Consider the following 26,197-nt stretch of genomic DNA (forward strand, 5'->3'; position numbering starts at 1 on the left):
TCGTAAGGTGCGAAGGCATGGACCTGACTGAACGCACGCCGCCGACGCTGGGTTGCCAGGAAGTTCTCCCCCTTCACGTCGATGATGAACGCGGTACCGGTGTAAAAAAGTAGATTGGGAACGACGTGGCAGGCTCCTTTGCCTGATCGCGTTGGGGCAAACGTGATGAGATGCCTATCGCCGGGATAGCAGATGACAACTTCTCCGCCTTCTTCTGGATCACTGCCACCCAAAAGTAAGCCGTTCGGTTGTCCTATCGCAGTGACAGTAAGCTCTTCATCGACTATTTCGGCTGGTGTAAGGAATCGTGCGCTGCCATGTGCATCGCTGTTGGCCAGGCTGCGAACAGCGCTGCGATAGCGTCTGCTGTTTGCCACCGCGGCAACTAGGTTTGCAACCGAGCCCAGAACCTTCAGGTACGACAAGCGCTCACCAGTTTAGAAGAACCCGCGATGGTATATTCCAGCGATACCCGACGACTGCAGAATTCGCAATCCTCGGCCTTGAGCAAGAGCTAAAATTCGTGTCAATTGACAGTCGAAGAGTGATTGAGGTTGAAATTCGATCTCGCGGACAACCGAGCTGTCCATGCTAATACTGTTTCATTCTAAAGCAGGGGGAATTTCTCATGGGAGATGGACGGCCGACCGGGCGACCGCCTCGCAAAGCGTTGGGAGATCAAGTCACTTCAGCAGTGGGAATGGGCTTGATAGGTATCAGTTTAGTGGCGCGGGGCTCTGTCTACACTCCACAACTGACTGGCGAAGAGCAAAGGAAACTAGAACCCGATGCTGCCAAGGAGCTTGTTGAGCAAAGGCGAGAAAAAAAAGAGCATGCGTCAGATACTGCCTTGGATGCCGCTGGGCAATTGGCCGAAGATCGGGAGCGATCGAGAAAGCTGGGCCGCGAGGTCCGTTCGGCGGGGCGTGCCTCGGAAATTCCGCAACGGCAACCGGTTCCAGAAAACAACACGAGTCCGAGTTTACAGCCCCCCAAAACAGATCGTACCATCAAGCGCCAAAAAGATCGGCCGCGCGGCCGTTGACGGTAATATAATTTCGTAGATCTATGGCGTCTTACTCAGTTCTTCTTCAGCGYCCCATTCAGCACCGCGCCGAACACTCCCAGCAACATCTGCTGGGCCTGCTGATCCGATGCACGCTGTTGTTCCATCTGAAAAGCCTCCTGCTTTGCATCCTCCAGTGCCAATACAGCACCCTGATGACCCAGTGAGGCTGCGCGTGTATAAAGTTGGATCTTCTCGCCGACCGGGTCAGCCGGACGATAGATCCCCTTGTCAATCATCTCAGCGAGACTCACCATCGAATCCGGATCGCCGAGCTGGGCTCCAATCCGGAACTGCTTAACGGCGGCTGCCTTGTTCCGTGCCACAATCATATAGAGCCAGCCTAAATTGTCGAAGGCCGCAGGATAGTTTTGCGCGGCAACCCTCTTCTGCATCCCGAAGGCCTTGGGCTTGTCAACCGCTTGTGTTGCCCGCGCTAGTTGGTACTGGTACCGCAATTCATTAGGGAAAGCCGATGTGGCCCGATTACAGGCCGCTATCGCTGCCTGGACCTGGTTCTTCAGGGCGTCAAAGGAAGCTCCGTCGCCTGTTCGCCGCGGATCGTTAGGATTTCCCGCCAAAAGATCACATTGCTCCGCAGCTTGTCGATTGTCTTCCTGTTGCTGCTGTTCCTTCTGTCTAAGTACGTCTTCTTGTTCATCTTGTGCCTTGCGGGCCAGCTCCAACTCTTGCGCCTTTCGCTGCTCCTCGGCGATGCGCTGCTGGTCGGCAAGGCGCTGCTGGTCGGCAAGGCGCTGCTGGTCGGCAAGACGCTGCTGGTCGGCAAGWCGCTGCTGGTCGGCAAGGCGCTGCTGGTCGGCAAGGCGCTGCTGGTCGGCAAGGCGCTGCTGGTCGGCAAGACGCTGCTGCTCGGCAAGACGCTGCTGCTCGGCAAGGCGCTGCTGGTCGGCAAGACGCTGTTGGTCGACAAGACGCTGCTGCTCAGCAATGCGCTGCTGGTCGGCAACAGGTGGCTGATCGGCAACGGGTGGGTGCTTAGCAGCTAGCTGCTGCTCAGCAATGCGCTGCTGGTCGGCAGCGGGCGGCTGATCGGCAACGGGCGGATGCTTGGCAACGAGCTGCTGTTCAGCAACGGGCGGGTGCTCGGCAATAGGAGGCTGTTCGGCAATGCGCGGCTGCTGAGCTGCCGGCTGCGTTTCCTTTTCACGCCGCAGGTTCTGCGCCTCGGCGACAGTCGCCAATGGTGCCGATTGAGCTGTCGCCGTCTGAGAGTCGATTGATGGAGCGCTTGCTTGCTTTGCTGGCGATGGTTCCGGTGTCGCATCTTGTGCAGCCACAACCTCTTGCGACGCCCCGCTTTTGTCCCCGTTGCCCGAGGCCAACCGGCTGGCGTTAAGATTAATGGCAACAACAATCAGGCAACACGCAACCGCAGCGACCGCAATCGTGGTGATCAGCAGCTTTCGAGGTTTGGGCGCAGTGGATGTGGGACCTTTGGCCGATGGTGCGTTCAGGCTGCCATTGCCCGCCTGAGTATTGGCAATACTTTGGACGCTCGCATCAGCGCGGTTCATTTCTGCGAGAAGCATGCTCAAGGGATCCGCGTTCGCTTTCGTTGGCGACGCGGCTGGAGCAGAGTAAACAAATGGAAACTTGAAAGAGGACTCTCCATCCAGTCCCAAAAGCATGCGTTCTTGATCCTCTACATCCCACACCAGAGCGCGGGAAAAGGACACGCAGTTATCATTTTTGATGTGAAGCATTGACGGAGGGAACCAGAACTCCTCATCCTGCCAGCCTTCCCAGTTTCTATACTTGCCATTAGCCTCGCACCGGATAAAAAATCTCACGCGGCCTGGCGGAGCATTTTCGACCGACACCGTATATTCTGAATACAGTGGCGCCGATTCTTCCGGACGCGGATCAGTGTTATCCATTTCGGCTCTTTCCAGGCTGGCGCCGATTGTCAATGCGTCGTGCAATTAAATTGATAATTCGGATGGCAGCGAGACAACTAGCAGAAACTATAATTCGCAACAATATGCGGAAGCAAGAGGTCACCGATGCCGTGTTTCTTTTTGCAGGCTGTTTGCCAAAACCATATTCACACTGGATCTGGATCGATGTGAAGTACGATCTTGAATTGGTTGAACGGTAAACGTTCACTACGGGGTTTGACATCAGTATGAAGATTTAGAGTTTGAACCGATTCGGGCCAGGCTTCACTGCATGGCGCAAGCGACAGTCGTTCACGTCGCGCCGCCCGTAAGAGTCAATTCCGGATCATACCAGGTTCCGCAGCTAGTCCTCGTGGCGCTTCTGCGCGATCAGGCCCAGACGCTCGCGGTCGGTGCTCTCGTGTTCGTCGCGGTTGCGCACGTCCTTGTAGGCGCTCGACCATGTCGGTGCGCACGCTTGCCGCGGCAATGAGGCCGACTTTCTTGCCCGGCGCTCGCTGGGTGGTGAAATCGCCAAGAAAGTCCGCCTTTTTGCCGGGTTTCCTTAGCCTGACCATGCCTCAACAAGCTTGTGGCAGGCTTGCCGGTTCGCATTTGGGTGGGGCGCGGGAAACTTGCCTCCACACCGATCCGTACCTCACGCAACAGATCGCGATGATCGTGCAGGGCTACGATGTGACGTTTGCAAGCTTGTTTTTCGGTGCAGCCATTTGTCTGTCGCTTGTGATGGCGATCGCGTGGGCGATTGCCATTCGAAGCGGCAAGTCCGGCTGGGTGGATGCGATCTGGTCGTTTGCGGTGGGCGCCGCCGGCATCGCCATGGCGTTGGTTCCATTGTCCGGCTGGCAGCAATCGATGACAAGGCCTGTCATCGTCGCCCTGCTCGCGGCGATTTGGTCGGTCAGGCTTGGCTGGCATATCGTCGCCAGGACCCTGCACGGTGGCGACGATCCGCGTTACGCGCAATTGCGCAGCGAATGGGGTAAGGATTTTCCACGCCGGCTTTTTCTGTTTCTGCAGGTGCAGGCCGGCGCTGCCTTGCTGCTTGTGCTGTCCATCTTCGCCGCAGCCCGCAATCCGGCGCCGCATCTGCAAATCGGCGACTGGCTGGGCATCGCGATCCTGGCGATTGCCATTCTTGGCGAGGGCCTGGCCGACCGCCAGCTTGCGCTGTTTCGCAAAGATCCTGCTAACAGCGGAAAAGTCTGTGACGTCGGGCTTTGGGGGCTCTCACGCCATCCCAACTATTTCTTCGAGTGGTTCGGTTGGCTGGCCTATGTCGCGATCGCGTTGGACCTCACCGGTGCCTACCCATGGGGCTGGGTCGCCATCTCGGGCCCGATCTTCATGTACTGGCTCCTGGTCCATGTGTCCGGCATCCCGCCGCTTGAAGCGCACATGCTGAAATCGCGTGGCGAAGCGTTCCGAACCTACCAGGCGCGCGTCAATGCGTTCTGGCCGGGGCCGCCCCGCAATATCCCTCCACAGACATCGAAAGGCCAGGCATCGTGAGCCTCATCGCATCCGCCATACGCACCGTCGAACGCAGCCCGTTTCCCGATCCCGTGACCCGGACGGGGATCGACTTCCTGGTCGGACGCACGCGCCGAAATCTACTCGAAAACCCCGGTATGCATGAGCAGGCCTTCGTTCACGCGATGGCCGATCATCCGATAGCCGAGCACACGCAAGCCGCCAACGAACAGCACTACGAATTGCCGCCGGCTTTCTTTGGGCTGGTGCTCGGGCCGCGGCGCAAATACTCCTCCTGTCTTTACCGGCGCGGTGATGAAAGCCTGGCGCAGGCCGAGCTGCTCGCGCTGGAGGAAACCGTTGCTCACGCCGATCTCGCCAATGGCCAGGACATCCTCGAACTCGGCTGCGGCTGGGGTTCGCTGACGCTGTTCATGGCGGAGCGTTTTCCCGCCGCCAGGATTACCGCGGTCTCCAACTCGGCACCTCAGAGGGCGTATATCGAAGCGCAGGCTCGGGAGAGGGGCTTCGCCAACATCCGCGTCATCACTGCCGACATGAACAGTTTTCATCCGAACGGCATGTTCGACCGGATCGTCTCGGTCGAGATGTTCGAGCATATGTCGAACTGGCAAAAGTTGCTCGAACGCGTGCACTCCTGGCTGACGCGGGAGGGGCGGCTTTTCATCCATGTCTTCACCCACAAGAGCCGGTCTTATCGATTCGACCATCGCGACAAATCCGACTGGATTGCCCAGCACTTCTTCACCGGCGGCATCATGCCGAGCCACGATCTGATCCGGCATTTCCCGGCCCTGTTCGACGTCGAGCAGGAATGGCGATGGAATGGCCGCAATTACCAGCGCACCGCAAACCAGTGGCTCGTCAACATGGACGCCAACCTGCCCGAGATCGACCGCATTCTCGCCGAGGTCTACGGCAAGGAGGCCTTGATCTGGCGCCGGCGCTGGCGTCTGTTTTTTCTCGCCACCGCCGGGCTGTTCGGACACAAGAATGGCGAGGAATGGGGCGTCAGCCACTATCGCCTGCGCGCGGCCGCATGAGATTGGAAACGCCGGTTCGATCGGGAATGTTGAGGACGTTCTGGAACGCGGCGAAGGCTTACTTCGCGCATGACGACCCTCTCGTGAGCACCGCCAATCTGGTCGCTCTTGTCGTGCTGTGGAACCAGCCGTTCTATCCGCTCTATGTCTACTGGTGCGTCGGCCCCGACATCGCGCCAACCTTCTACACATTCCTTTCGACGCCATTCTTCCTGGCGGTTCCGGCAGTCGCCCGCGTCAACAGCCGCGCCGGGCGGGCGTTGCTGACGCTCGCCGGTATCGGCAACACGGTGCTCAGCGCTGAGGTATTCGGCGTCGCCTCCGGCGTGGAGATCTTCCTGCTGCCCTGCGTGCTGCTCGGCTTCGTGCTGTTCCGACCCGGCGAACGCATCATCGCGATCGCAATAGCGGTCGTCGGCATGCTGGCCTTCACGGTCCTGCACGGACGCTACGGCGCCCCAATCCACCTCTACTCGGCCGAGGAATATGCGGGCTTTTTGAAGATGAACGCACTGAGCGCCGGCACGCTTACCGCCTTCATCGGTCTTCTCGTGATGAACCTGATCAGTTCCCCGGCCAAGCGCTAACGGCTGCTACGCAGGTCGCGACAAAGCGCTGGAGACGAGAAAACCTGCCGTCGCCGCGATCGCGGTGAGCACGGTTCCCCAGCAGATATCAGCTATGGTGACTGCGACCGGCCAGTTCTTCAGCGTCGCCTGATTGGTCAGATCGTAGGTGGCGTAGGCGCAGAAGCCGAACACTGCACCGTTCACCGTCGCGGTCGTCCATGATCCACTCTGCAAAGCAGGCTGCACCGCGAAGTAGACGGCACCGGCGATGTAGATGACGTAGAAAAGCGCTGCCGCCTTGATGTTGAAATCATCGAGCAGGATCGGCCCCAGCAGCGGCTTGTAAAGCCGGCTGCTCATCACCGTCAGCCAGACGGCGTCGATGCACAGGAACACGACTGCCGTCGTCAGATAGGCGATGCCGTAGGTCTTGATCATGTCCGCTCCAAAAATCGCGTTGGCCGTCGTTCAGGAACGGTTTTGCCCGGCGATAGTTTCGACCGACCGAAACTCACGCTTCCTGTCGCCCGTAGCTTCATAAAACGAGATGACAGGGTGAATGATGAACCGACTGGCAGCGGCGGCAGGCCTGGTAATTTTTGTCTCGTTCTGCGGATCGGCGTTTGCGGCATCGGCACCTGACCCGAGCGGCACGTGGAACCGCGGCGATGGAAACGCAAAAGTCCGGATCGCCCCATGCGGTTCGAACATCTGCGCCACCAATGTCTGGATCAAGGACACCAGCGGCGGTGAAGCCGTCGGCGACAAGCTTGTCATGACGCTGCAGCCGAAGTCGGCCGACACGCTCGCCGGCAAGGCCTTCGATGCGAAGCGCGCGCTGACTTATGCGATCCAGCTCAAGGTGGCGGGGCAGAAACTGGTCACGCGCGGCTGCCTTGTCGGCGGCCTGGTTTGCAAGTCGGTCAACTGGTCCCGCGCCCGCTGACGATGCGAGCAACCGGGCAGATCTGACCCCTCTTCACCTCGCGACGAAATACCCCGACTGCACAGTGAAACTCACGCCGGATCCTCCCGTATCTACAAAGGTTCCCGGGTGCCGCCCGCACCTTACAGACTTGATTTCCAACAAGGATTTTCGATGAACATTGTGCCCATTCACCGTGGTGGCTCCAACGGCCGGAAGAAAATCGCCATCATCGGCTCGGGCATTTCCGGCGCTGCCGCCGCGTGGGCTTTGCACCCGAGTGCCGACGTAATTCTTTATGAGGCTTCGCATCGCGCGGGCGGCCATACCGCCACGGTCGACATCGATTATGACGGGACACCGATTTCGGTCGACACGGGCTTCATCGTCTACAACGAGCTGGCCTACCCGGATCTCACCGCGATGTTTTCGCATCTCGGTGTGGCCACGCATGAGAGCGACATGGGCTTTTCGCTTTCGCTGGATGGCGGCAAGCTCGAATGGTGCGGCTCGACGCTGCGCACCATCTTCGCCCAGAAGCGCAATGTCTTTTCACCCGGCTTCCTCTGGATGCTGCGCGAAATCCTGCGCTTCAACAAGGCATGCATCGCCGAGCGCGACAGCGGCACGCTGGGCAATGTTTCCATCGGAGACTATCTGCGCACCCGTGGTTTCTCCGCGGGCTTTCGCGACAATTATCTGATCCCGATGGCGGCGGCGATCTGGTCGACGCCGCGCGCCAAAATGCTGGACTATCCGGCTGCAAGCTTCATCAGCTTCTTCGAGAACCATCGGCTGATCGACAATGATACGCGGCCGATGTGGCGCACGGTGAGTGGCGGTTCGCGCAACTATCTGCAAAAGCTGCTGGCGCCGCTCGGGTCGGTGCTGCGCCTGTCGTCACCGGTCAAGACAATGGTGCGCGATGCGTTCGGCATTACCGTGTGGGCCGGTGATGACGCGCCGGAGCGCTTCGACAATGTGATCATCGCCGGCCACAGCGACCAGGCACTGGCCATGCTCGGCGACGCCTCGAGCGTCGAGGAATCGATCCTGTCAGCCATATCGTACCACCCCAACCGGGTCGTCCTGCACCGGGACCCGCGCCTGATGCCGAAGCGGCGGGCCGCCTGGGCGGCGTGGAACTATCTGCGCTGCTCCTGCGACCGCAACGAACCGGAAGTGTCGGTCACCTACTGGATGAACCGCCTGCAGGGGATCGACGCGGCAAAGCCGCTCTTCGTTTCACTCAATCCGGTCGTCGAGCCGCGCCCGGAACTGGTCTTCGGCGAATGGATGTTCGACCATCCGCAGTACGATGCGCGCGCCCTGTCCGCGCAAGCTCGTCTCGACGACATACAGGGCGTGCGCGGCACCTATTTCGCGGGTGCGTGGACCGGACACGGCTTTCATGAGGATGGCTTGCGCTCGGGCCTCAACGCGGCGATTGCGCTCGGCGCTGAAGTGCCATGGCGGCGCGGCGAGGGCGCTTTGCCCGGAGTTCTCCTGGCGGCAGAATAGAAAGCATTTCCCGGACATGGAGCAACGCGTCACCACCCTGGAGCAAAATGGTCCGCCGCCGCTGGCGGCGGGCGTGCTGTATCCGGGTGAGGTCATGCATGCGCGGCTGAAGCCGTTCGGCCACCGCTTCGTCTATCGCGTGTTCTCGTTGCTGGTCGATATAGACAGGCTTGCCGAGCTTGGCCGCATGACATGGCTGTTGCAGGTCAACCGGCCCGGCCTGGCCTCTTTCCATGAGAGCGATCACGTCGGCACCCAAGGCGAAACGCTGCGGGCTTTCGTCGACAGGCTGCTCGTCGATGCCGGCCTTGGCGAACCGGCGGCGCGCGTGCTGCTGCTCGCCTATCCCCGCATCTTCGGCTACGTCTTCAATCCGATCTCTGTGTATTTCTGCTACGACGAGGCCGGTGCGCTGATCGCGTTGATCTATGCGGTGCGCAACACGTTCGGTGGCCGGCATATCTACGTGTCGCCGATCCGGCCGGGCGAACTCGGCCCTGCAGGGGTGCGCCAGACGCAAGCTAAGCTCTTCCATGTCTCGCCCTTCGTCGGTATGGACGCACGCTACTATTTTCGCATTCTGCCGCCGGGCAAGACGGTCAGGCTGCGCATCCACGAGACGGAAAATGGCGAACCGCTGCTGGCGGCGACCTTTGCCGGCGCCGCGCGCCCGCTCGCCACGCCGGACCTTGGCGCGTGCCTGGTCAAATTTCCCTTCGTCACGTTGAAGATCATCGCTGGCATTCACTGGGAAGCGCTAAAGCTTTGGCTGAAAGGCGCGCGCTTTCATCCGACCCCGAAGGCTGCAGTCCGTACCCAATACGGCTTGACCCACGAGACGGAGCCGAGCGCTGTTCGCAAGTAAGCCCGGGTGCCAGAGTCCCGCCGCTACTCCTCGTGCCGCTTCTGCGCGATCAGGTCCAGCCGTTCGCGGTCGGCGCTCTCGCGCTCGTCGCGGTTGCGTATGTCCTTGTAGGCGCGCTCGACCATGTTGGTGCGCGCGCTTGCTGCGGCAATGAGGCCGACTTCCTGCCTGGCGCTTTCCAGGCTCGTCTCCTGGCGCACGACCGCCTGGGCGATGCGGCGGTGGTAGAGATCGGGGAACAGGCTGGACAGCGAATTGTCCTGGTCGAAATGGCCGATCAACTCCCTGGCCTCGGCTTCCGCCGCGTTTGCCGCGGCGAGGAAAGTGGCGTGGCGCGTCTCGTGCAGCGCCTTCAGTTGTTCCTGCACCTTGACCAGTTTCTTCAGGCGATCCTTGCGCGTGCTCATCGCTACCTCGCCAAAGTCAGGTCGACGAAGCCGTCGACGAACAGCGACAGCATGGTGCCGATGGCGAAATAGAAGATGATCATGCCGCCGGCGATGACGAAGGGCTGGGAGATGAAATAGATCGGGATCTGTGGGGTCAGCTTGTTGACGAAGCCGATCGTCAGATTGACCAGAATAGCATAGGCGACAAACGGGCTGCCGAGGCGGATGACCAGAAAGAACGTGTCCGACACGGTGTCGGTGATGTCGACGAGGGCTGCCTGCGGGTTGAAGAAGATGTTGACCGGCGCGACGGTGTAGGACGCCACCAAAGCGCGGACGATCTCGTGGTCGAAATCGAAGACGAACAGCATCAACAGCGCCGAGAACGAGATGATGGCGGCAAGGGCGGCCTGCGGTTCCGGCTCCTCGATCGCCGGTCCGCCCGAGCCGCCATAGCCGATCAGCATAGCGATGGCCGAGCCCATGAAGCGCAGGGCTTCCATGTAAAGCCTGGTCATGGCGCCGATCAGCCCGCCGACCAGAAGTTCCGAGATGATCATCGGCACCAGGATCTGCGGGCGCGGATCGACGAAGGGAATGATGCGGTCCCACAGGAAGGCGAGCAGGCCGCCGGTGGCGGCGACCGCCACGAACAGCCTGACCTGCACCGGCACGCGGGCGCTGGACAGGCCCGGCATCAGCATGAAACAGGCGCCGATGCGGCAGAAGGCGAGGAACGCCGCGATGACGACGCTCTGCGAGAGAACGCTCACGATATGGTCCCGAGCACCCTGATCTCGACGCCCTTGGCGATTTCGACATGGGAGAGCACCGGCAGCGTGGTGAACAGGCGCTCGATGATCATGCGCACATAGGGGCGGGCGTCAGGTGCGGTGACGAGGACGAAACGCTCGCCGGCCTCGAGGAATTTCTTGATCGCCTTGGTGGCGTCCTGGCCGAATTCCTCGAGCTGGCGCGGATCGATGTCGAACTCGCGCACCTCGCCCTTGGCGTCGCGCTTGAGGCTCTGGTGGAAGGCGAGGTCCCAGCGGTTGCCGAGACGCAGCACCTTGAGCACGCCGCCCTCCGAGAGGTCGCCGCAGATCTGCTGAGCCATGCGGATGCGGACATGCTCGACGATCTGCTCGGTGCGGCGCACATGCGGCGCGATCTCGGCGATGGCCTCGATGATCAGGTGCAGATTGCGGATCGAGACGCGCTCGGCGAGCAGCAACTTCAGCACCGCCTGCAGGCCGGGATAGGAGATGTGCGTGGTGCATATCTCGTCGGCGAGCTTGCGGTATTCCTGGTCCTGGCGTTCGAGCAGCGCCTTCATGTCCTTGTAGGACAGGAGCTGCGGCAGGTTGTTGCGGATAACCTCGGAGAGATGGGTGAGCAGCACCGACATGTTGTCGGCAAAGGTGTAGTTCTCGCGCTTCAGATCCTCGGCGAAGGTTTCCATGACGGAATAGGCGCGCATGCCGAAGGCCGGCTCGCGGATCTCTTCACCCGGAATKTCGGGCASCTCRCGGKTGCCGAGCAGCACCATGATCTCGCCGACGCGCATCGRRTATTCGGCGACCACSGTGCCATGCACCTTGATCTGGTAGCTTTTCGGCGGGATAGCGAAATCGTCGGCAACGCGCACTTCCGGCACGACGAAGCCGTACTGCTGGGCGAATTTCTTGCGCATCTTGCCCATGCGGAACACCAGTTCCTGATGCGACACCAAGAGGCGGGTCGAAAGCTGCTTGCCGATCAGGAGTTCGATCTCGGCGGTGGCGAGCGAGGCCTTGACCGAGTTCTTCTCTTCCTCGGCCTTCGACACCTTCTCCTGCGTCTTCACCGCTTCGGCCGCGGCGAGGACGCGGTTGGCGCGCAGCGGAATGATGTAGCCGAGTGCGGCCATGCCACCGGCCAGTGCAAAGAACGGGAACAGCGGCAGGCCGGGCATCAGGCCGAGCAGCATCAGCAGCGCCGCCGCCACATAGAGTGCGCGCGGATGGGCGCCGAGCTGGCCGAACACGGCCTGGTTGGTCGAGCCGCGCGTGCCGCCCTTGGAGACCAGCAGGCCGGCGGCGAGCGAGACGATCAGCGCCGGGATCTGGGTGACCAGGCCGTCGCCGACAGACAGCTTGATGAACACGTCGGCGGCCTCGCCCATGCCCATGCCGTGCCTGATGTAGCCTATGGCGATGCCGCCGACGATGTTGATGGCGGTGATGATGAGGCCGGCGATGGCGTCGCCGCGCACGAATTTCGAGGCGCCGTCCATCGAGCCGAAGAAGGAGCTCTCTTCTTCCAGCTCGCGGYGGCGCAGCTGCGCGGTCTTGTCGTCGATCATGCCGGCGGAGAGATCGGCGTCGATCGACATCTGCTTGCCGGGAATGGCGTCGAGGGTGAAGCGGGCGCCGACTTCGGCGATACGCGTGGCRCCCTTGGTGATGACGATGAAGTTCACCACGATCAGGATCATGAAGACGATGAGGCCGATGACGAAGTCGCTGGCCATTACCAGCTTGGAGAAGCCGGCGATGACGTAGCCGGCGGCGTGCGTGCCCTCATTGCCATGCGACAGGATCATGCGCGTGGTGGCGATGTTGAGGGATAGCCGCAGCATGGTGGCGATGAGCAGCACGGTCGGGAACGAGGAGAAATCGAGCGGCCGCTGAATCCACAGCGCCACCATCAGGATCAGCACTGACAGCGCGATCGAGAAGGCGAGGCCGATGTCGATGAGGAAGGCTGGGATCGGCAGRAACAGCACGGCCAGGATGATGACGATGCCGAGCGCGAAGAAGACATCGCGGCCGTTCTTGGCCACCGCGCCGGGCTGGATGCTTTCGCTGATCGCCATTCTCTTCCTCGAACCCATAGGCTGCCGCGCATAGGACAGCCCGGCGAGGGTAGCTGGCCAAGCTTGCGCGAGGGTGGGAAAGTGGCTGGACTTGATGTCGCGAAGGAAGAGAAACCCATGCTCCTGATCATTGGCACGATCCGCTTGCCCGCCGGAAAGTTGGAGGAAGCAAGGCCTGACATGGAGCGCATGATCTCGGGCAGCCGTGCCGAGGATGGCTGCCTCGAATATTCCTATGCGCAGGATGTCTTCGACGCGGGGCTGATCAGAGTCACCGAGGTGTGGCGCGACAGGGCGGCGCTCGATGCGCATTTCCGCTCGCCGCATATCGCCGCGTGGCGTTCAAGCTGGCCGGCGCTTGGCATTGGCGAGCGCAATCTCGTGCTCTACGAGGCCGGTGAGCCGATGCCGACCTGATCGGCCGCTGCCCGGCTGGTCGGAAACCGGCAAACAATCAGGACTCGGCTGTGGTGGCGACGCCGACCAGCCAGCGCCTGACAGTGCGTTCTTCGGCAGCCGATAGGCCTTCCGTCAGTTCGCTCTCGATTGCCTGCACGCGCTCGCGGCAGGCGCGCAGCAGTGCCTGACCACTGTCGCTGAGATCGAGATGCTGGATGCGGCCATGAACGGCATGCGGCTTGCGCACCAGCGAACCGGCCCGTTCGAGATTGGCGACGATGACGCTGAGCGTTTGCGGGGTAAGCAGCGCCAGCCGGGCAAGATCGGCGTTGGAAAGGCCGGGATAGGCGGCAAGCATGGTCAGCGTGACAAATTGCGGCTGCGTCACGCCGAGATCGCCCAGCGCCCTGTCCATTCTGAGCCGATGCGCGCCGGCGGCTTGCCGCAGGAGATAGCCGAGATACCCTTCCTCGCCGCGCTTGCCTTCGCCGGGAGCCGGAACCGAGGGACGCTGATTGGGCTTGCGCATGATATCAGAGCTCTTATATGTTGTTCGTGTACTGATACTACGACGATGTGGAGTTCCTGACGATGGGTCATCGAATTTTTCTTGCCGGCGCCTCGGGCGCCATCGGCCAGCGGCTGATCCCGCAGCTTCTGGCCGCAGGTCATCAGGTGACGGGCACCACGCGCAATGCGGACAAGGCCGCGACATTGCGCATCCTCGGCGTTGAGCCCGCGGTCGTGGATGTCTTCGATGCCGAGGCGCTATCGCGCGTGATGCTTGCCGCTAAGCCTGACATCGTCGTCCATCAGCTGACCGATCTGCCGCCAGGCCTCGACCCGAGCCGGATGGGCGAAGCGGTCGTTCGCAATGCCCGTATCCGCGATGAAGGCACGCGCAATCTGGTCGCGGCCGCCGTCGCGTCCGGTGTCCGGCGTATGGTGGCGCAAAGCATCGCCTGGGCCTATGCGCCAGGCCCGGAGCCGCATGGCGAAGGCGATCCGCTGGATGGCGGGGCGAGCGGCAATCGCGGCATCAGCGTCGGCGGTGTCATCGCTTTGGAAAAGGCCGTTCTCAACGCGCCATTCGCGGGTGTCGTCCTGCGATACGGCCAGCTCTATGGGCCGGGAACGGGAACCGATGCGGCTGCCGGCGCATCGCCGTTGCATGTCGACGCCGCCGCTTATGCCGCGCTGCTCGCACTCGAAAAGGGTGCCCCCGGCGTCTTCAACGTGGCGGAGCCCAACCAGGCCGCCTCGACACAAAAGGCCGTCGAGGAACTGGGTTGGCATGCCGATTTCCGGCTGTCCGCCTGAGGCAATCTGTTCGGAGATATCGTCATGAACGGCAATCAAGCTCGTTTGCGAACCGGCCAATCTCTTATCGCTATCAGTGCGATCGCGGTTCTGTTCGCGCTGGCGGCAAAATGGATCGGACCGGGTTTCATTGGCACCGTGCCTGATGGCATGGAAACGCACATGCAGACGGCAAACACCGATGCGGACGGTGCCGCCGGAGCACGGCCGAAGACGGTCGTCACGCCGATCTCCTGCGAAAAGCTGCCCAACGTGCCGGGCAAATCGATCACCACGGCGATCGTGGCATTTCCGCCCAACGGTTTTACGCCTCGCCACCGGCATCCGGGCTCGGTCAGTGCCTTTGTCCTCAAGGGCACGCTGCGCTCGCAGCTCGAAGGCAGCCCGGCCGCTGTCTATACCGAGGGACAGACCTGGTTCGAGCCGCCCGGCGCGGTCCATCTCTTCGCCGAGAATGCCAGCACCACCGAGCCCGCCGAACTCCTGGCGACGTTCATCGCCGACGACGATTGCGGGGCGTTGACGATACCGGATTGACGGTTGGCCTATCGCTCAAGCTGACCGGCAGATCGCATCGGCCATTGCAATCTTCTCGTTGATGGGACCCAGAGAAGGTCGGTCAACCTCTCTGGTCGCCAGAAAGGCGGCCTTTACTATGGATTATCCGCTGTATGATAGCAGCCAATGCGAGAGTAGCAGAACCGATGCCAGTACGGAGGATACGCTCTTGCCGGTCTATACAATCAATGGCGCATCGCGACCGACGAAAGTTGTCGATGTTGGAGGGGATTTCAAAAGAGTCTTTCCAAGAGGCGTGGACTTCAGCAAATTTCGTGATTTTTCCACGCTGGAGGATGGGACGCATGTTCGGAAGAACGAGTTTCAGCAAGGCCTCCCCGTCGAGACGGACTTTCTGCCCAAACAGCTGAAATGGGGACATGGCGAGCTGAAAAAAGGGCTTCCGGATCTCCTGAAGCACCACAGCATTTTCATCGCCAGCGAAAATCTTCGTCGTGTCGTCGACGAATACGAACCGGGCGTACACCAATTTTCCCAGGTTGAGATCGTCTGGAAGGATGGCGGGTCATCGATCCCTTACTACTGGTTTTATCCCTGCAACCGCATCGACAGCATAAACGACGCCTTGTCGACGTTTGATTTCAATGAGTATGGGGCGCGCCCCAAGCGGTGGCTCTATCGTCCTGGCGGAAAATTGGTCTACGATCTGCAAAAGATCGGTGGCACGCATCTGTGGCTGGACCGCGGCTATTTCAGCACCGACGGAATAATGATTTCCGAAGCCCTGAAGAACGCCTTCGAGGCAAATGGGCTTACAGGCATTCTCTATTTCGAACATGAAGCCGTCTAGCGTCCAACGTGGGATGACGCGGATTGGAGGCTAGTGTCGAATTGCCATAGGATATGGCCCGCCGGCTTGTGCGCGGTGCTCATCACATCGTTCCCGCTGCTCTTCGGGAGAAGGCCTAGCAGGCGTTGACCTGTCTGCAGGACCARCCTCCGCCATCGGTATCGTGGCAATCTTCATAGCTGCCGTAACACRTGTTYGTTGARTTRCGRTACCAGGGATAACCGCCAGGACAGCAAACGTCCTGCTGCGCAAGCTGAAGAAATCCTTCTGTCGGCCGGCTCTGTTGTTCCGCATTGCCACCGAGCAAAAGAGACGTCGAGTATGAAACATCCTGCTTAACCGGCATATCTATGCTTGAGCTGCTCATTGCAGACGAGCTCAAAAAAATCGTGCAAGCAGCTAACGAAAAAAACCCCCGCGCACTCATGTTCTCCTCCTTGAGGGAAATGAAGACGGGCTAAAATACCACTTTTCAGGCGTTGCGTCGATTTCGTGAGCGAACTCGGGGATTGACCAAAAGAAGCCTCCAAGCCGTTCGAAAACGATCCTCACATTCGGTCGGCGGTATCGTGGTTGCCATGCGGTATCCCCAGGCGTATCAGCCTTGCAAATCCCTTTTGATATCGGCGAGCCGCTCCGGTGCTTTCCRGAAACCAACCACAAGTCTACGCCCGCCGGCTGCGYGCGGTGCTGCTGAGATCAATTCCTCTGCTCGAGGCGCGCGGCATCGCCGTGGTCATCCTGGCGGGCGTCGTCGGGGTCATGGCGGGCATACTGGTCACGGCGATGAGCCAGATCGTGCAGGACCTGCATGGGCTCTTGTTCGGCGTTCAGCCCGGCGGCCGGCTTTCCGGCATGTTCTCGCTCGCCAGTCCGGTGCAGGCGCTGATACCGGCGATCGGCGGCGCTTTGCTTGGGCTGAGCGTGATCTGGCTGCGGTTGCGTAAATTCCGCACTCCCGTCGATCCGATCGAGGCCAACGCGCTCTATGGCGGGCGCATGTCGCTGACCGACACCTTCATCATCGCCGGCCAGACCATGATCTCCAGCGGCTTCGGCGCCTCGGTCGGGCTTGAAGCCGGCTATACACAGGTCGGATCCGGCCTGGCATCGCGGCTGGCGCGCATCTTCAGGCTGCGCCGCAACGATGTCCGCATCCTGGTCGGCTGCGGTGCGGCCGGCGCCATCGCCGCCGCCTTCGATGCGCCGCTGACCGGTGCCTTCTATGGTTTCGAACTGGTCATCGGCATCTATTCGGTCGCCAATGTCGCGCCTGTAATGGCGGCCGCGATCTCGGCCTCGCTGACGGCGGAGATGTTCGGCGGCGTGCCGTTTCCGCTGGAACTTTCAGGGCTGCCGGCGCTGACGCCAAGCCAGTACGTGCCGTTCCTGCTGCTCGGGCTGCTGGGCGGTGCGGCTTCGATCGCCATCATGCAACTGGTGACGCTGATCGAACGTGGTTTCAACAGGCTGTCGGTCGATACCTCGCTGCGCCCGGTCATCGGCGGTGTCCTCGTCGGCCTGCTCGGGCTGATCACGCCGCAGGTGCTGTCCAGCGGCCATGGCGCGCTGCATCGCGAGTTCGCCATGAACTATGGTCTGGCCGTGGTGGCCAGTGTCTTCGTGCTCAAGCTCGCGGCGTCAGCGATCTCGCTCGGCTCCGGCTTTCGCGGCGGCCTGTTTTTTGCTTCGCTGTTTCTCGGTGCGCTGCTCGGCAAGGCATTCGCCGGCGTGATGGCGCTGGTCTCGCCGGCGACCGGCATCGACCCCTCGGTCGCCGCCGTCGTCGGCATGACCTCGCTTGCCGTCGGTGTCGTCGGCGGCCCGCTGACCATGACCTTCCTGGCACTGGAATCGACACGCGACCTGACGCTGACCGGGGTGGTGCTGGCCGCCTCGATCATGGCGGCGATCCTGGTGCGCGAAACCTTCGGCTATTCATTCTCGACATGGCGCTTCCATTTGCGTGGCGAAACCATCCGCAGCGCCCACGATGTCGGCTGGATGCGCAGCCTCACCGTCGGTTCGATGATGCGCAAGGACATCAAGACCATCGATGCCTCGACGACGCTGGCCGCCTTCCGCAAGCAGATTCCACTCGGATCCGCGCAGCGCGTCATCGCCGTCGATCCGGGTGATCAGTATGTCGGCGTGCTGATTGTGGCCGAACTGCACAGCGATCCCGCCGGCGGCGAGGTGCCGGTGCGCGATCTTGCCCAATACAAGGATGCCGTCCTGGTGCCGAGCATGAATGTGCAGACCGCCGCCGAGACGTTCCAGCGTGCCGGCGCCGAGGAACTGGCGGTCGTCGAGGATTTCACCGACCACATCGTGCTCGGACTGCTGACCGAGGGCCATCTGATGCGGCGCTATGCCGAAGAACTCGAAAAGGCGCGCCGGGACCTGTCGGGCGAGGGGTAGGCATCTCCTTGTCGGCGGGTAGGCACGTCCTCTTCCCGCGGACACACCCTCCGATTTGAGCAAGCCCGGCCCGAATATTGGCGCGCTTCTGGCGCCATGCGCGGCTTGCCAGATGTACAGTGGTACTGTACAAGGTGTTAAGTGAGGTGGAAGGCCGCATGAGCAAGGGGTCAGAAAAGGCTTCGGTAAAGACGGGCGACGTATCGGCCGCGACGCATGCCCATCAGGTGCTGGGCATGCGGCTCAAGAGCCTTCGCCTCGCCCGCAGGCTGTCCTTGCGGGAGCTTGCGGAAGCGACCGGGACGAGCGCCAGTTTCATCAGCCAGCTTGAACGCGGCCTGACCGGCGCCAGCACCGCTTCGCTCAACCAGATGGCTTCGGCGCTTGGCGTCAGCGTCGCCATGTTGTTCGAGGAAAGCACAGCGCAAAACCATGGCGTTCTGAGGCGAAGCGAGCGGCCGAGCCTGCCGCCCAGCGACGGCTGCCGCAAGATGCTGTTGTCGCGCCCGCCGCTGAGCGACATGGAAGTCTATGTCGGGGAATTCGACATTGGCGGTTCGACCGGGCCCGATCGCTATACCCATGGCGACGCACACGAGATGCTCGTCGTGCTGCGCGGCATCGTCGAGGTCTCGCTTGGCGAGGCGCGCCACGTGCTCGAGGAAGGCGACAGCATCGAATACACGACCTCGACACCCCATCGCTCCGAGAACATCGGCAGTGGCCGAGCCGAAGTGATGTGGATCATCGCGCCGCCGACCTCGGTGCGCGCCGAACTCGACCAATACACGGCCTGGAAACCGCTCGCGACCAGGTAGGTCCAATCCAATGCGGGCATCAATGGGAGAATGACGATCATGCAGAAAACGAAAGCTTTGTATCTAAGCGCCGTGATGGCGCTTGGCGTGCTGGCAACCGTAGCGTTCGCGCAGGAGAAGCCGGTCGCAGGCGAGGTCAAGGAGGGGTCGCTGAAGGGCAAGACCCTGACCTTCGTCTCCTATGGCGGCATTTACCAGGACGGCCAGGCGGCCGCGCTGAAGGAGTTCGTCGACAAGTCCGGTGTCAAGCTGCTCAATGACGGACCGACCGAGATCGCCAAGCTGCAGGCGCAGGTCGAGTCCGGCAATGTAGCCTGGGACGTCGTCGACACCGACGATCTGCCGCCTTACGTCTATTGCGGCAAGCTGTTCCAGAAGCTGGATCTGACCAAGCTCGACGTCTCGAAAATCCCGGAAGGCCAGGTCGGCGAGTGCTCGGTGCCGGCAATGAACTACGGCGTCGTGCTGATGTACAACAAGGAAAAGTACAAGGATAATCCGCCCAAGAGCTGGGCCGACTTCTTCGATACGGCAAAGTTCCCGGGCGTGCGCGGGATCGACGGCTCCGGCAGCCCGACGGGCGGTTTGCTGGAACAGGCGTTCAAGGTTGCCGGCGGCGACCCGAAGGCGATGACGGTGGCCGATATCGACAAGGCTATCGATGTGGTCCGCAAGCTCGGCCCCGATACCATTTTCTGGAAGACGGGTGCTGAATCGCAGCAGCTGGCGGAATCCGGCGAGGCCGACATGCTGATGATGTGGACGGGTCGCGCCATGACCGCGGTCAAGAACGGCGCCAAATACGCGCCGGCCTGGCAGGATTGGCTTGTGGTGATGGACCAGATGACGATCCCCGTCGGCGTCAAGGATACGGACGCCTCCTACGCGCTGCTCAATGCCTATCTCGGCAAGAATGCACAGGAGGTCCTGGCGGAGAAGACATCCTACACGCCGATCAACAGCGACGCGCAGCCCAAGGTCGACGCTTCCGTCGCCGCCTTCCTGACCAACACGCCTGACCGCCAGAAGCAGGGCTACAAGCAGAACTTCAAGTTCTGGGTCCCGAACTTCGCGGTGGCGCAGGAGAAGTGGTCGGCGCTGATGGCCGGCAACTGAACCAGCGAACGAGAGCCAGATCGTGAGCGCGTCCGAGCTTCCGACCCAACCCGCCGCCGAAGGGCGGCCGGGTTGGGCATGGCGGCCGTTCGCGCTCACCGCGCCGGCGCTGATCCTGCTCTTCGCGGTGATTGGCTATCCGCTGTTCACCATCGTGCTGCGCAGCCTGTCGGAGCCGGAATGGGGCGTGCAGAACTATACCTGGTTCTTCGGCGCCCCGGTTAATCTCACCGTGCTCCAGCGGACCTTCGCCATCTCGGCCTGGGTCACGCTGGTCTGCGTGATCGCGGCCTACCCCTACGCCTATCTGATGACCGCGGTCGGTCCGCGCGCTCGGCTGGTGTTGGTGCTTTGCGTGCTGATCCCGTTCTGGGTGAGCGGGGTGGTGCGCACTCTGTCCTGGGTGATCCTGCTGCAGGATTCGGGCGTCATCAATTCGCTGCTGCGCGCGGCCGGGTTCAGTGGCGTCAAGTTGATCCGAACCCAGACCGGCGTGGTGATCGGCATGGCGCAGGTGCTTTTACCGTTCATGATCCTGCCGCTCTATTCGGTCATGAAAGGCATCGACCTCAGGCTGATGCGCGCGGCGCAAAGTCTTGGCGCACGACCGTCCCGAGCCTTCTTCACCGTCTATCTGCCTCTGTCCCTGCCCGGGGTCTATGCCGGCGCGATCATCGTCTTCATCCTGGCGCTGGGCTTCTACATCACCCCGGCATTGCTCGGCGGTCCACGTTCCACCATGCTGTCGACGCTGGTGCAGACCCAGGTGCTCAGTCTGCTGCAATGGGGCCGTGGCGGCGCGATGGGCGTGGTGCTGCTCGTCGCAACCTTCGTGCTCTTGGCGCTGGCGGCGCCAGTGATGCGCTCCAGGTATCGTGAAGCGGAGCGGCGCTGATGGAAATGAGGCCGCTCACACGTTTGCTTTTGGGTCTGGTCTGCCTGCTGGTGGCGATATGGCTGGTGGCGCCGACGCTGGTCGTGGTGCCGATGTCGTTCAACGAGAACAAGTCGCTGGCGTTTCCGCCGCAGGGCTTCTCCTGGCAGTGGTACCAGAACTTCGCCACCAATCCGGACTGGTCGAACAGCTTCCTCAATTCGCTCAAGGTCGCCTCGATCGTGGCGGTGCTGGCGACGGTGCTTGGCACGCTCGCGGCCTTCGGCCTCGACCGCATGAAGGCCGGGCCGGCCAATTTGTTGCGGATGCTGATGCTGACGCCGATGGTGGTGCCGGGCGTGGTGCTGGCCATCGGCATCTACGCCGTCTATCTCGACACCCATCTCGTCGGCACGCTGCTGGGCTTCGTGCTTGCCCACACCGTCCTTGCGCTTCCCTTCGTGCTGATCGCGGTCTCCGCCAGTCTGGAAGTCTTCGACAGGCGCCTCGAGACGGCGGCGGCGAGCCTCGGAGCGGGCGCGCTGACCACGTTCCGCACGGTGACGCTGCCGCTGATCCTGCCTGGCATGCTGTCCGGGCTGCTCTTCGCCTTTGCCACTTCCTTCGACGAGATCGTCGTGTCGCTGTTCATCACCAACCCCTATCTCAAGACCTTGCCCGTGCAGATATTCTCCTCGATCACCCGCGACGCCGACCCGACGGTTGCCGCCGTCGGCACGATCCTGCTTTTCGCCACGACGATCCTGATCGGCGGCGGCATGCTTCTTCTTGGTCGCGAGCGGAAAGGACGCCAATGAAGCAGGCACAGGAGAGCAAGGGCGCGGCGATCGATCTCGAAGCGATCAGCAAGGCCTATGGGGGCTTCAAGGCGCTGGACGGCGTGTCGCTGCGGATCGAGCCCGGTGAGTTCATGACGCTGCTCGGCCCGAGCGGCTCCGGCAAGACCACGACGCTCAATGTCGTGGCCGGCTTCACCGACCTGACGAGCGGCAAGCTGCTGGTCGGCGGCAAGAACGTCGTCGGCGTGCCGGCGCACAAGCGCAACATCGGCGTCGTCTTCCAGCACTACGCGCTGTTCCCGCATATGAGCGTCGGCCGCAACGTCGCCTATCCGCTGACGCTGCGCGGGGTCACCGGCGCGGAACGCGAACGTCGCGTCCGCCACGCCCTCGACATGGTCAAGATGGGCGATTTCGCGCATCGTTATCCCAGCGAACTGTCGGGCGGCCAGCAACAGCGCGTGGCGCTGGCCCGCGCCATCGTCTTCGACCCGCCGCTGCTTTTGATGGACGAGCCGCTCGGCGCGCTCGACAAGAAGCTGCGCGAATGGCTCCAGCTCGAGATCAAACGCATCCATCGCGAGCTCGGCACCACCTTCGTCTATGTGACGCACGACCAGGAGGAGGCGCTGGTTCTGTCGGACCGCATCGCAGTGTTCAATCGCGGGCGGATCGAGCAGGTCGGCAGCGGCCGCGAGCTCTATGATGAACCGGCGACGCTGTTTGTCGGCCGCTTCATCGGCGACTCCACCGTGCTGCGCGGCGAGGCGCGAAGCGACGGCGCGAGCACCGCGCTGAGCATCGCCGGCGAGACGGTGACGACGCCGCGGCGGATCGCCGGCGAGGCCAGCCCGGTCATGCTGCTGCGCCCCGAAAAGCTCGCCATCCGCCGGCCCGGCCAGAGTGCTGTAGGCACCACCAACCGGCTGCCGGGGACGATCGCGGAAGCCATCTATCTCGGCTCGGGTTCGAAGTACGAGGTCAGGCTCGCCGACGGCTCCACRGCGATCGTGCGCTCGCCGCTGACCGGTGACAGCTTTGGCCTTGGCGACAAGGTGGAACTTTGCTTCGACGGTGCCGACGCCAAGCTTCTGGCCGATGACAGCTCGGCCGACGCCACGCTGACCTGATCCATCTCTTGTTTTAACGCAATCCCGGACGGAAAACCGTTTCACACTTTTCCTGAAATTGCTCTTCCTGAAAGTCATCCCATGCAAGCCAAACGCAACGGCGACATATCGTTCTGGTATGCGGATCTGGGCGGGGTTCCAGCATTCCGGCCACCCTTGCCCGGCGATATCGAAGCCGATGTCGCGATCGTCGGCGCCGGCTATACCGGCCTGTGGACCGCCTACTATCTGAAGAAGGCAAGACCGTCGCTGCGCATCGCGCTGATCGAGCGCGAGTTCGCCGGCTTCGGCGCTTCGGGCCGCAATGGCGGCTGGCTGTCGGGTGGTTTCTCGTGGTCGCGTGAAAAATATCTCAAGACCTCGACCCGGCAAGGTGTGAGCGCCATGCAGGCGGCTATGGCGGGCTGCGTCGACGAGGTGATCCGGGTGGCGACAGAGGAAGGGATCGATGCCGATATCCGCCGCGTCGACAATCTGACGGTGGCCACCAACCCCGCGCAGCTCGAACGCGCGCGCGAAGAGTGCGAAACGATCCGCGCCTGGGATGTCGATCCGAACCGCGTCGAAATGCTGGATCAAGCGGCGACGCGGGCGCGCATCAATGTGCGAAACGTCATGGGCGGCTTCGTCGTCCACGGCCAGGCGCGGGTGCAGCCGGCCAAGCTGGTGCGCGGCCTTGCCGCCGCCGTCGAGCGGCTGGGCGTGGCGATCTACGAACAGACCACGGTGACGGCCATCGCCAAGGGCAGTGTTGCGACCGATCGCGGCACGGTGCGTGCTGAAACCATCATCCGCGCGACGGAGGGTTTTACAGCAGGCATTCCCGGCGAGGAGCGGACCTGGCTGGCGCTCAACAGCGCGCAGATCGTCACCGAGCCGCTGTCCGAGGAGCTTTGGCGCCAGATCGGTTGGGAAGGGCATGAGCTTCTCGGCAACGCCGCCCACGCCTATTGCTATGCCCAGCGCACGCGCGAGGGGCGCATCACCATGGGCGGGCGCGGCGTGCCTTATCGCTATGGTTCCCGCACCGACGTCAACGGACAGACTCAACAGGCGACGATCGACCAGCTGCATCAGATCCTGACGACACTGCTGCCGCAGACGGCGAGCTGCCGCATCGAGCACGCCTGGTGCGGCGTGCTCGGCGTGCCGCGCGACTGGTGCACGACTGTCGGCCTCGATCCCGCGACCCGCATCGGCTGGGCCGGCGGCTATGTCGGGCTTGGCGTGTCGAGCTCCAATCTTTCCGGACGCACGCTTGCCGACCTGATCCTTGGCCAGGACACGGAATTGACGAAGCTGCCCTGGGTCAACCGCAAGGTCAGGCCATGGGAGCCGGAGCCGTTTCGCTGGCTCGGCGTGCATTCGATGTACCAGCTCTATCGCATCGCTGACGGGCGCGAGGCCGCTGGGCTTGCGCATACGTCGAAACTGGCCGCGCTCGCTGACAGCATCACGGGCCACTGATTGATGGAGACCAATTTGATCGACCTTTCGACCTTCCACGATCTCGCCAAGGCCGACATCGGCGCGTTCTCGCCCAAGCCGACCTCCCTCGAGGGAAATCAGGTCGAGGCGGCGCGCTCGTTCTTTCAGTCGCCGGACGGAACCGTCGACATCGGCATCTGGGAGTGCACGCCCGGGCGCTTCACCGCCGACCGCACGGGCTCGTCGGAGATATGCCACATCATTTCGGGGCGGGTGGAGGTGAGCCGCGCCGACGGCGAGACGCGCGAGCTGGGGCCGGGCGACCTCCTCGTGCTGCCGCAGGGATGGAAGGGCGAATGGCGCATCCGCGAGACCACGCGCAAGCTCTATATGATCCAGAGCGCCGGCTGACAGACGGCCGCCCGGTTCAAGTCAGAGCTCGATCGGGCCTTGGCTATCGCCAGCCTGCCGGGCGAGCTTGGTGAGCGGGCTAGCTGGCGGCCGAGCGCGTTTTTCCGCCCCACCAGCGAATGGCCATGACGGCGATGAGAACAGCCACATAGGGCCAATAGTAGACGTCGTGGACCGCGCGTTTGCCCTCGGCAATCAGAAATGTCAGCCATATGTCGTAGCTGCCGACGGTGTGAAGAATGCGCCATGCGTGGGGTCCGATCCATACAGCCGTGCGATCGAAGGACGTCGCCGCCATCGCGATGATGAACAGATAGGCAAGGCCGCCGAAAACGAACATCGCGGTATCCGTGGCGTCATCGAATTGATCCGGACTCGTCTGCGCGAAAGCGAACAGGGCGACCGCATGGACGCCGTGCGAGAAAGCAAAGGCCAATCCGATCTGGCGCCGATGACGGCGCAGGAAAAGTGTGGATGCGCCCGGCAGATGGTGCGCGAGCGCTGATGCCGAAAAGGCGATGCAGAACAGGATCAGCGACATCTGTGCGGTGAGCCGCACGACCTGGCGAACCGCTTGCACCGAGAAATCGCCGCGGAATGCGACAAGCCCGGACAGCGCGAGAATGATCGCGGCCAAAAGCCAGAACAGCCACCAGCGGCTCGTTGCGCTGGTTGCAAGGGGTGGTGCGACGGTGTCCATGAAAGCCTCCTGAGCAGAATATGTAATCAATGCTTACATTGATTGGTTTGCCATTGCAATCCAGAAGTAAGTCGTGCTTGCATCGGTCGTCGGATTGTGATGGGGACAGGGGCATGGCGACGCAACGCAAGACCTATCATCACGGCAGTCTGCGGCAGGCGCTGATCGACGCCGCCCTTGCCATTGCCCGGGAGGATGGCGTCGATCAGGTGACGGTGCGTGAAGCCGGCAAGCGGGCAGGCGTGTCGTCAGGAGCGCCGTTCCGGCACTTTCCAACCAAGACCGCGCTGATGACCGCCGTGGCCGAAGAGGCGATGCGCCGGTTCCGTGCCGGGATATCAGTCGAGCTCGACAAAGCAGAACAACTTGACCCGCTGTCGCGCTTTCGGGCGCTAGGGGTCGCCTATCTGCGCTGGGTCATCGACAACCCGACGCATTTCGAGATCATCTCGATGCGCCGGGCGATCGATTTCGATGCCTCCGAGACGCTTGTCGGGCTCAATGAAGAAATCCGCGGTCTGATGGTGCGAATGCTGGAGGACGCGCGCGCGGCCGGGCAGTTGCGGAAAACCGATATAGAAGGCGTTCCCCTGCAGGCACGTGCGCTGGTCTACGGTCTCGCCCGCATGTGGATCGATGGTCAGTTTGCCCAGTGGGGTGGTGCCGAGAAAGCCGAGTCACTGATGAAGCAAAGCCTCGATGATTTTCTCGCCTTGCTGGCAAAATAGGCCGGCTATTTCGTCGACGGATCAATTCAGCCTCG

27 protein-coding genes are annotated in these 26,197 nt (G+C 62.1%); 19 read left to right on the forward strand and 8 right to left on the reverse strand.

The window, feature by feature from the left end; translation table 11 throughout:
* Positions 1-425 (reverse strand): type IV secretory system conjugative DNA transfer family protein (locus AC1DX0_RS04155; RefSeq protein WP_477354322.1); only part of this gene is annotated, 425 nt, incomplete at its 3' end.
* A gap of 655 nt (positions 426-1,080) precedes the next feature.
* Positions 1,081-2,964, reverse strand: a complete 1,884-nt coding sequence (locus tag AC1DX0_RS04160) for a tetratricopeptide repeat protein (protein WP_477354325.1) — start codon at positions 2,962-2,964, stop codon at positions 1,081-1,083.
* 675 nt (positions 2,965-3,639) lie between these two features.
* Between AC1DX0_RS04160 and AC1DX0_RS04165 the strand changes: the two genes are divergently transcribed.
* The 3 genes from AC1DX0_RS04165 (at position 3,640) to AC1DX0_RS04175 (ending at position 6,109) form a co-directional block, all read left to right on the forward strand.
* Positions 3,640-4,497 carry a DUF1295 domain-containing protein gene (locus tag AC1DX0_RS04165; RefSeq protein ID WP_477220289.1) on the forward strand — a complete coding sequence of 286 codons (858 nt, stop codon included), beginning with the start codon at positions 3,640-3,642 and terminating at the stop codon, positions 4,495-4,497.
* Positions 4,494-5,522, forward strand: coding sequence for an SAM-dependent methyltransferase (locus tag AC1DX0_RS04170; RefSeq protein WP_477219978.1), 1,029 nt, complete (start codon positions 4,494-4,496; stop codon positions 5,520-5,522). The genes AC1DX0_RS04165 and AC1DX0_RS04170 overlap by 4 nt, the downstream gene beginning before the upstream one ends.
* Before the next feature lie 83 nt (positions 5,523-5,605).
* Entirely contained in the window at positions 5,606-6,109 is a 504-nt protein-coding gene (locus tag AC1DX0_RS04175; RefSeq protein ID WP_477219977.1) for a hypothetical protein, read from the forward strand.
* A 6-nt stretch (positions 6,110-6,115) separates the two neighbouring features.
* Here the strand turns inward: AC1DX0_RS04175 and AC1DX0_RS04180 are convergent, their stop codons facing one another.
* The gene (locus tag AC1DX0_RS04180; RefSeq protein WP_477220288.1) at positions 6,116-6,526 is read right to left on the reverse strand and encodes a DUF2177 family protein; all 411 of its coding nucleotides are present in this window, start codon (positions 6,524-6,526) and stop codon (positions 6,116-6,118) included.
* A 124-nt stretch (positions 6,527-6,650) separates the two neighbouring features.
* Here AC1DX0_RS04180 and AC1DX0_RS04185 point away from each other — a divergent pair, with 124 nt between their 5' ends.
* From AC1DX0_RS04185 to AC1DX0_RS04195, 3 genes are all read left to right on the forward strand, one after another.
* On the forward strand, positions 6,651-7,037 hold the full coding sequence (locus AC1DX0_RS04185; protein ID WP_477219976.1) for a DUF2147 domain-containing protein: 387 nt from the start codon (positions 6,651-6,653) through the stop codon (positions 7,035-7,037).
* A gap of 153 nt (positions 7,038-7,190) precedes the next feature.
* Positions 7,191-8,537: an NAD(P)/FAD-dependent oxidoreductase gene (locus tag AC1DX0_RS04190; protein ID WP_477219975.1), complete on the forward strand. Its 1,347-nt coding sequence runs from the start codon at positions 7,191-7,193 to the stop codon at positions 8,535-8,537.
* A 16-nt stretch (positions 8,538-8,553) separates the two neighbouring features.
* Positions 8,554-9,402, forward strand: coding sequence for a DUF1365 domain-containing protein (locus AC1DX0_RS04195; RefSeq protein ID WP_477219974.1), 849 nt, complete (start codon positions 8,554-8,556; stop codon positions 9,400-9,402).
* A 23-nt stretch (positions 9,403-9,425) separates the two neighbouring features.
* Here AC1DX0_RS04195 and AC1DX0_RS04200 read toward each other — a convergent pair whose 3' ends face one another.
* Genes AC1DX0_RS04200 through flhA form a run of 3 tightly spaced genes read right to left on the reverse strand, consistent with a single transcriptional unit; the run spans position 9,426 to position 12,648 of the window.
* Positions 9,426-9,809 carry a hypothetical protein gene (locus tag AC1DX0_RS04200; RefSeq protein ID WP_477219973.1) on the reverse strand — a complete coding sequence of 128 codons (384 nt, stop codon included), beginning with the start codon at positions 9,807-9,809 and terminating at the stop codon, positions 9,426-9,428.
* 2 nt (positions 9,810-9,811) lie between these two features.
* Positions 9,812-10,564, reverse strand: a complete 753-nt coding sequence (gene fliR / locus AC1DX0_RS04205) for a flagellar biosynthetic protein FliR (RefSeq protein ID WP_027045516.1) — start codon at positions 10,562-10,564, stop codon at positions 9,812-9,814.
* Complete coding sequence (flhA, locus tag AC1DX0_RS04210; RefSeq protein ID WP_477354328.1) at positions 10,561-12,648, reverse strand: flagellar biosynthesis protein FlhA; 2,088 nt, start codon at positions 12,646-12,648, stop codon at positions 10,561-10,563. Before flhA ends, fliR begins: the two co-directional genes overlap by 4 nt.
* Before the next feature lie 117 nt (positions 12,649-12,765).
* Between flhA and AC1DX0_RS04215 the strand changes: the two genes are divergently transcribed.
* The gene (locus AC1DX0_RS04215; RefSeq protein WP_477219971.1) at positions 12,766-13,065 is read left to right on the forward strand and encodes a putative quinol monooxygenase; all 300 of its coding nucleotides are present in this window, start codon (positions 12,766-12,768) and stop codon (positions 13,063-13,065) included.
* Between the two features lie 37 nt (positions 13,066-13,102).
* Here AC1DX0_RS04215 and AC1DX0_RS04220 read toward each other — a convergent pair whose 3' ends face one another.
* Entirely contained in the window at positions 13,103-13,576 is a 474-nt protein-coding gene (locus tag AC1DX0_RS04220) for a MarR family winged helix-turn-helix transcriptional regulator (RefSeq protein ID WP_477219970.1), read from the reverse strand.
* A 62-nt stretch (positions 13,577-13,638) separates the two neighbouring features.
* Here AC1DX0_RS04220 and AC1DX0_RS04225 point away from each other — a divergent pair, with 62 nt between their 5' ends.
* The 11 genes from AC1DX0_RS04225 to AC1DX0_RS04275 all read left to right on the forward strand — a co-directional run bounded on the left by AC1DX0_RS04225 (position 13,639) and on the right by AC1DX0_RS04275 (position 24,734).
* Complete coding sequence (locus tag AC1DX0_RS04225) at positions 13,639-14,367, forward strand: NAD-dependent epimerase/dehydratase family protein (protein WP_477219969.1); 729 nt, start codon at positions 13,639-13,641, stop codon at positions 14,365-14,367.
* A gap of 24 nt (positions 14,368-14,391) precedes the next feature.
* On the forward strand, positions 14,392-14,904 hold the full coding sequence (locus AC1DX0_RS04230) for a cupin domain-containing protein (protein WP_477219968.1): 513 nt from the start codon (positions 14,392-14,394) through the stop codon (positions 14,902-14,904).
* Between the two features lie 190 nt (positions 14,905-15,094).
* On the forward strand, positions 15,095-15,736 hold the full coding sequence (locus tag AC1DX0_RS04235) for an imm11 family protein (protein ID WP_477219967.1): 642 nt from the start codon (positions 15,095-15,097) through the stop codon (positions 15,734-15,736).
* Positions 15,737-16,375: 639 nt separating this feature from the next.
* On the forward strand, positions 16,376-18,157 hold the full coding sequence (locus AC1DX0_RS04240) for a chloride channel protein (protein ID WP_477354331.1): 1,782 nt from the start codon (positions 16,376-16,378) through the stop codon (positions 18,155-18,157).
* A 158-nt stretch (positions 18,158-18,315) separates the two neighbouring features.
* Positions 18,316-18,975 carry a helix-turn-helix domain-containing protein gene (locus AC1DX0_RS04245; protein ID WP_477219965.1) on the forward strand — a complete coding sequence of 220 codons (660 nt, stop codon included), beginning with the start codon at positions 18,316-18,318 and terminating at the stop codon, positions 18,973-18,975.
* Positions 18,976-19,014: 39 nt separating this feature from the next.
* The gene (locus AC1DX0_RS04250) at positions 19,015-20,091 is read left to right on the forward strand and encodes an extracellular solute-binding protein (RefSeq protein ID WP_477219964.1); all 1,077 of its coding nucleotides are present in this window, start codon (positions 19,015-19,017) and stop codon (positions 20,089-20,091) included.
* 22 nt (positions 20,092-20,113) lie between these two features.
* Entirely contained in the window at positions 20,114-20,986 is an 873-nt protein-coding gene (locus tag AC1DX0_RS04255; RefSeq protein WP_477219963.1) for an ABC transporter permease, read from the forward strand.
* Entirely contained in the window at positions 20,986-21,783 is a 798-nt protein-coding gene (locus AC1DX0_RS04260) for an ABC transporter permease (protein ID WP_477219962.1), read from the forward strand. The genes AC1DX0_RS04255 and AC1DX0_RS04260 overlap by 1 nt, the downstream gene beginning before the upstream one ends.
* Positions 21,780-22,895: an ABC transporter ATP-binding protein gene (locus AC1DX0_RS04265; protein WP_477219961.1), complete on the forward strand. Its 1,116-nt coding sequence runs from the start codon at positions 21,780-21,782 to the stop codon at positions 22,893-22,895. Before AC1DX0_RS04260 ends, AC1DX0_RS04265 begins: the two co-directional genes overlap by 4 nt.
* An 81-nt stretch (positions 22,896-22,976) precedes the next feature.
* The gene (locus AC1DX0_RS04270; protein ID WP_477219960.1) at positions 22,977-24,362 is read left to right on the forward strand and encodes an NAD(P)/FAD-dependent oxidoreductase; all 1,386 of its coding nucleotides are present in this window, start codon (positions 22,977-22,979) and stop codon (positions 24,360-24,362) included.
* 3 nt (positions 24,363-24,365) lie between these two features.
* Positions 24,366-24,734 (forward strand): cupin domain-containing protein, encoded by a 369-nt coding sequence (locus AC1DX0_RS04275; RefSeq protein ID WP_477219959.1) that lies wholly within the window; start codon positions 24,366-24,368, stop codon positions 24,732-24,734.
* 79 nt (positions 24,735-24,813) lie between these two features.
* Here the strand turns inward: AC1DX0_RS04275 and AC1DX0_RS04280 are convergent, their stop codons facing one another.
* Positions 24,814-25,434: a hypothetical protein gene (locus AC1DX0_RS04280; RefSeq protein WP_477219958.1), complete on the reverse strand. Its 621-nt coding sequence runs from the start codon at positions 25,432-25,434 to the stop codon at positions 24,814-24,816.
* 113 nt (positions 25,435-25,547) lie between these two features.
* Here AC1DX0_RS04280 and AC1DX0_RS04285 point away from each other — a divergent pair, with 113 nt between their 5' ends.
* Positions 25,548-26,162 carry a TetR/AcrR family transcriptional regulator gene (locus AC1DX0_RS04285; protein WP_477219957.1) on the forward strand — a complete coding sequence of 205 codons (615 nt, stop codon included), beginning with the start codon at positions 25,548-25,550 and terminating at the stop codon, positions 26,160-26,162.
* Positions 26,163-26,197: the final 35 nt, after the last annotated feature.

It is taken from the genome of Mesorhizobium sp. P3_A9 (assembly GCF_056402975.1).

Coding starts and splice junctions, on each gene's coding strand:
- AC1DX0_RS04165 (WP_477220289.1), top strand. CDS start 3,640: ATGATCGTGCAGGGCTACGATGTGACGTTTGCAAGCTTGTTTTTCGGT.
- AC1DX0_RS04185 (WP_477219976.1), top strand. CDS start 6,651: ATGATGAACCGACTGGCAGCGGCGGCAGGCCTGGTAATTTTTGTCTCG.
- AC1DX0_RS04190 (WP_477219975.1), top strand. CDS start 7,191: ATGAACATTGTGCCCATTCACCGTGGTGGCTCCAACGGCCGGAAGAAA.
- AC1DX0_RS04195 (WP_477219974.1), top strand. CDS start 8,554: ATGGAGCAACGCGTCACCACCCTGGAGCAAAATGGTCCGCCGCCGCTG.
- AC1DX0_RS04200 (WP_477219973.1), bottom strand. CDS start 9,809: ATGAGCACGCGCAAGGATCGCCTGAAGAAACTGGTCAAGGTGCAGGAA.
- AC1DX0_RS04215 (WP_477219971.1), top strand. CDS start 12,766: ATGCTCCTGATCATTGGCACGATCCGCTTGCCCGCCGGAAAGTTGGAG.
- AC1DX0_RS04220 (WP_477219970.1), bottom strand. CDS start 13,576: ATGCGCAAGCCCAATCAGCGTCCCTCGGTTCCGGCTCCCGGCGAAGGC.
- AC1DX0_RS04225 (WP_477219969.1), top strand. CDS start 13,639: ATGGGTCATCGAATTTTTCTTGCCGGCGCCTCGGGCGCCATCGGCCAG.
- AC1DX0_RS04230 (WP_477219968.1), top strand. CDS start 14,392: ATGAACGGCAATCAAGCTCGTTTGCGAACCGGCCAATCTCTTATCGCT.
- AC1DX0_RS04245 (WP_477219965.1), top strand. CDS start 18,316: ATGAGCAAGGGGTCAGAAAAGGCTTCGGTAAAGACGGGCGACGTATCG.
- AC1DX0_RS04250 (WP_477219964.1), top strand. CDS start 19,015: ATGCAGAAAACGAAAGCTTTGTATCTAAGCGCCGTGATGGCGCTTGGC.
- AC1DX0_RS04260 (WP_477219962.1), top strand. CDS start 20,986: ATGGAAATGAGGCCGCTCACACGTTTGCTTTTGGGTCTGGTCTGCCTG.
- AC1DX0_RS04270 (WP_477219960.1), top strand. CDS start 22,977: ATGCAAGCCAAACGCAACGGCGACATATCGTTCTGGTATGCGGATCTG.
- AC1DX0_RS04275 (WP_477219959.1), top strand. CDS start 24,366: ATGGAGACCAATTTGATCGACCTTTCGACCTTCCACGATCTCGCCAAG.
- AC1DX0_RS04280 (WP_477219958.1), bottom strand. CDS start 25,434: ATGGACACCGTCGCACCACCCCTTGCAACCAGCGCAACGAGCCGCTGG.
- AC1DX0_RS04285 (WP_477219957.1), top strand. CDS start 25,548: ATGGCGACGCAACGCAAGACCTATCATCACGGCAGTCTGCGGCAGGCG.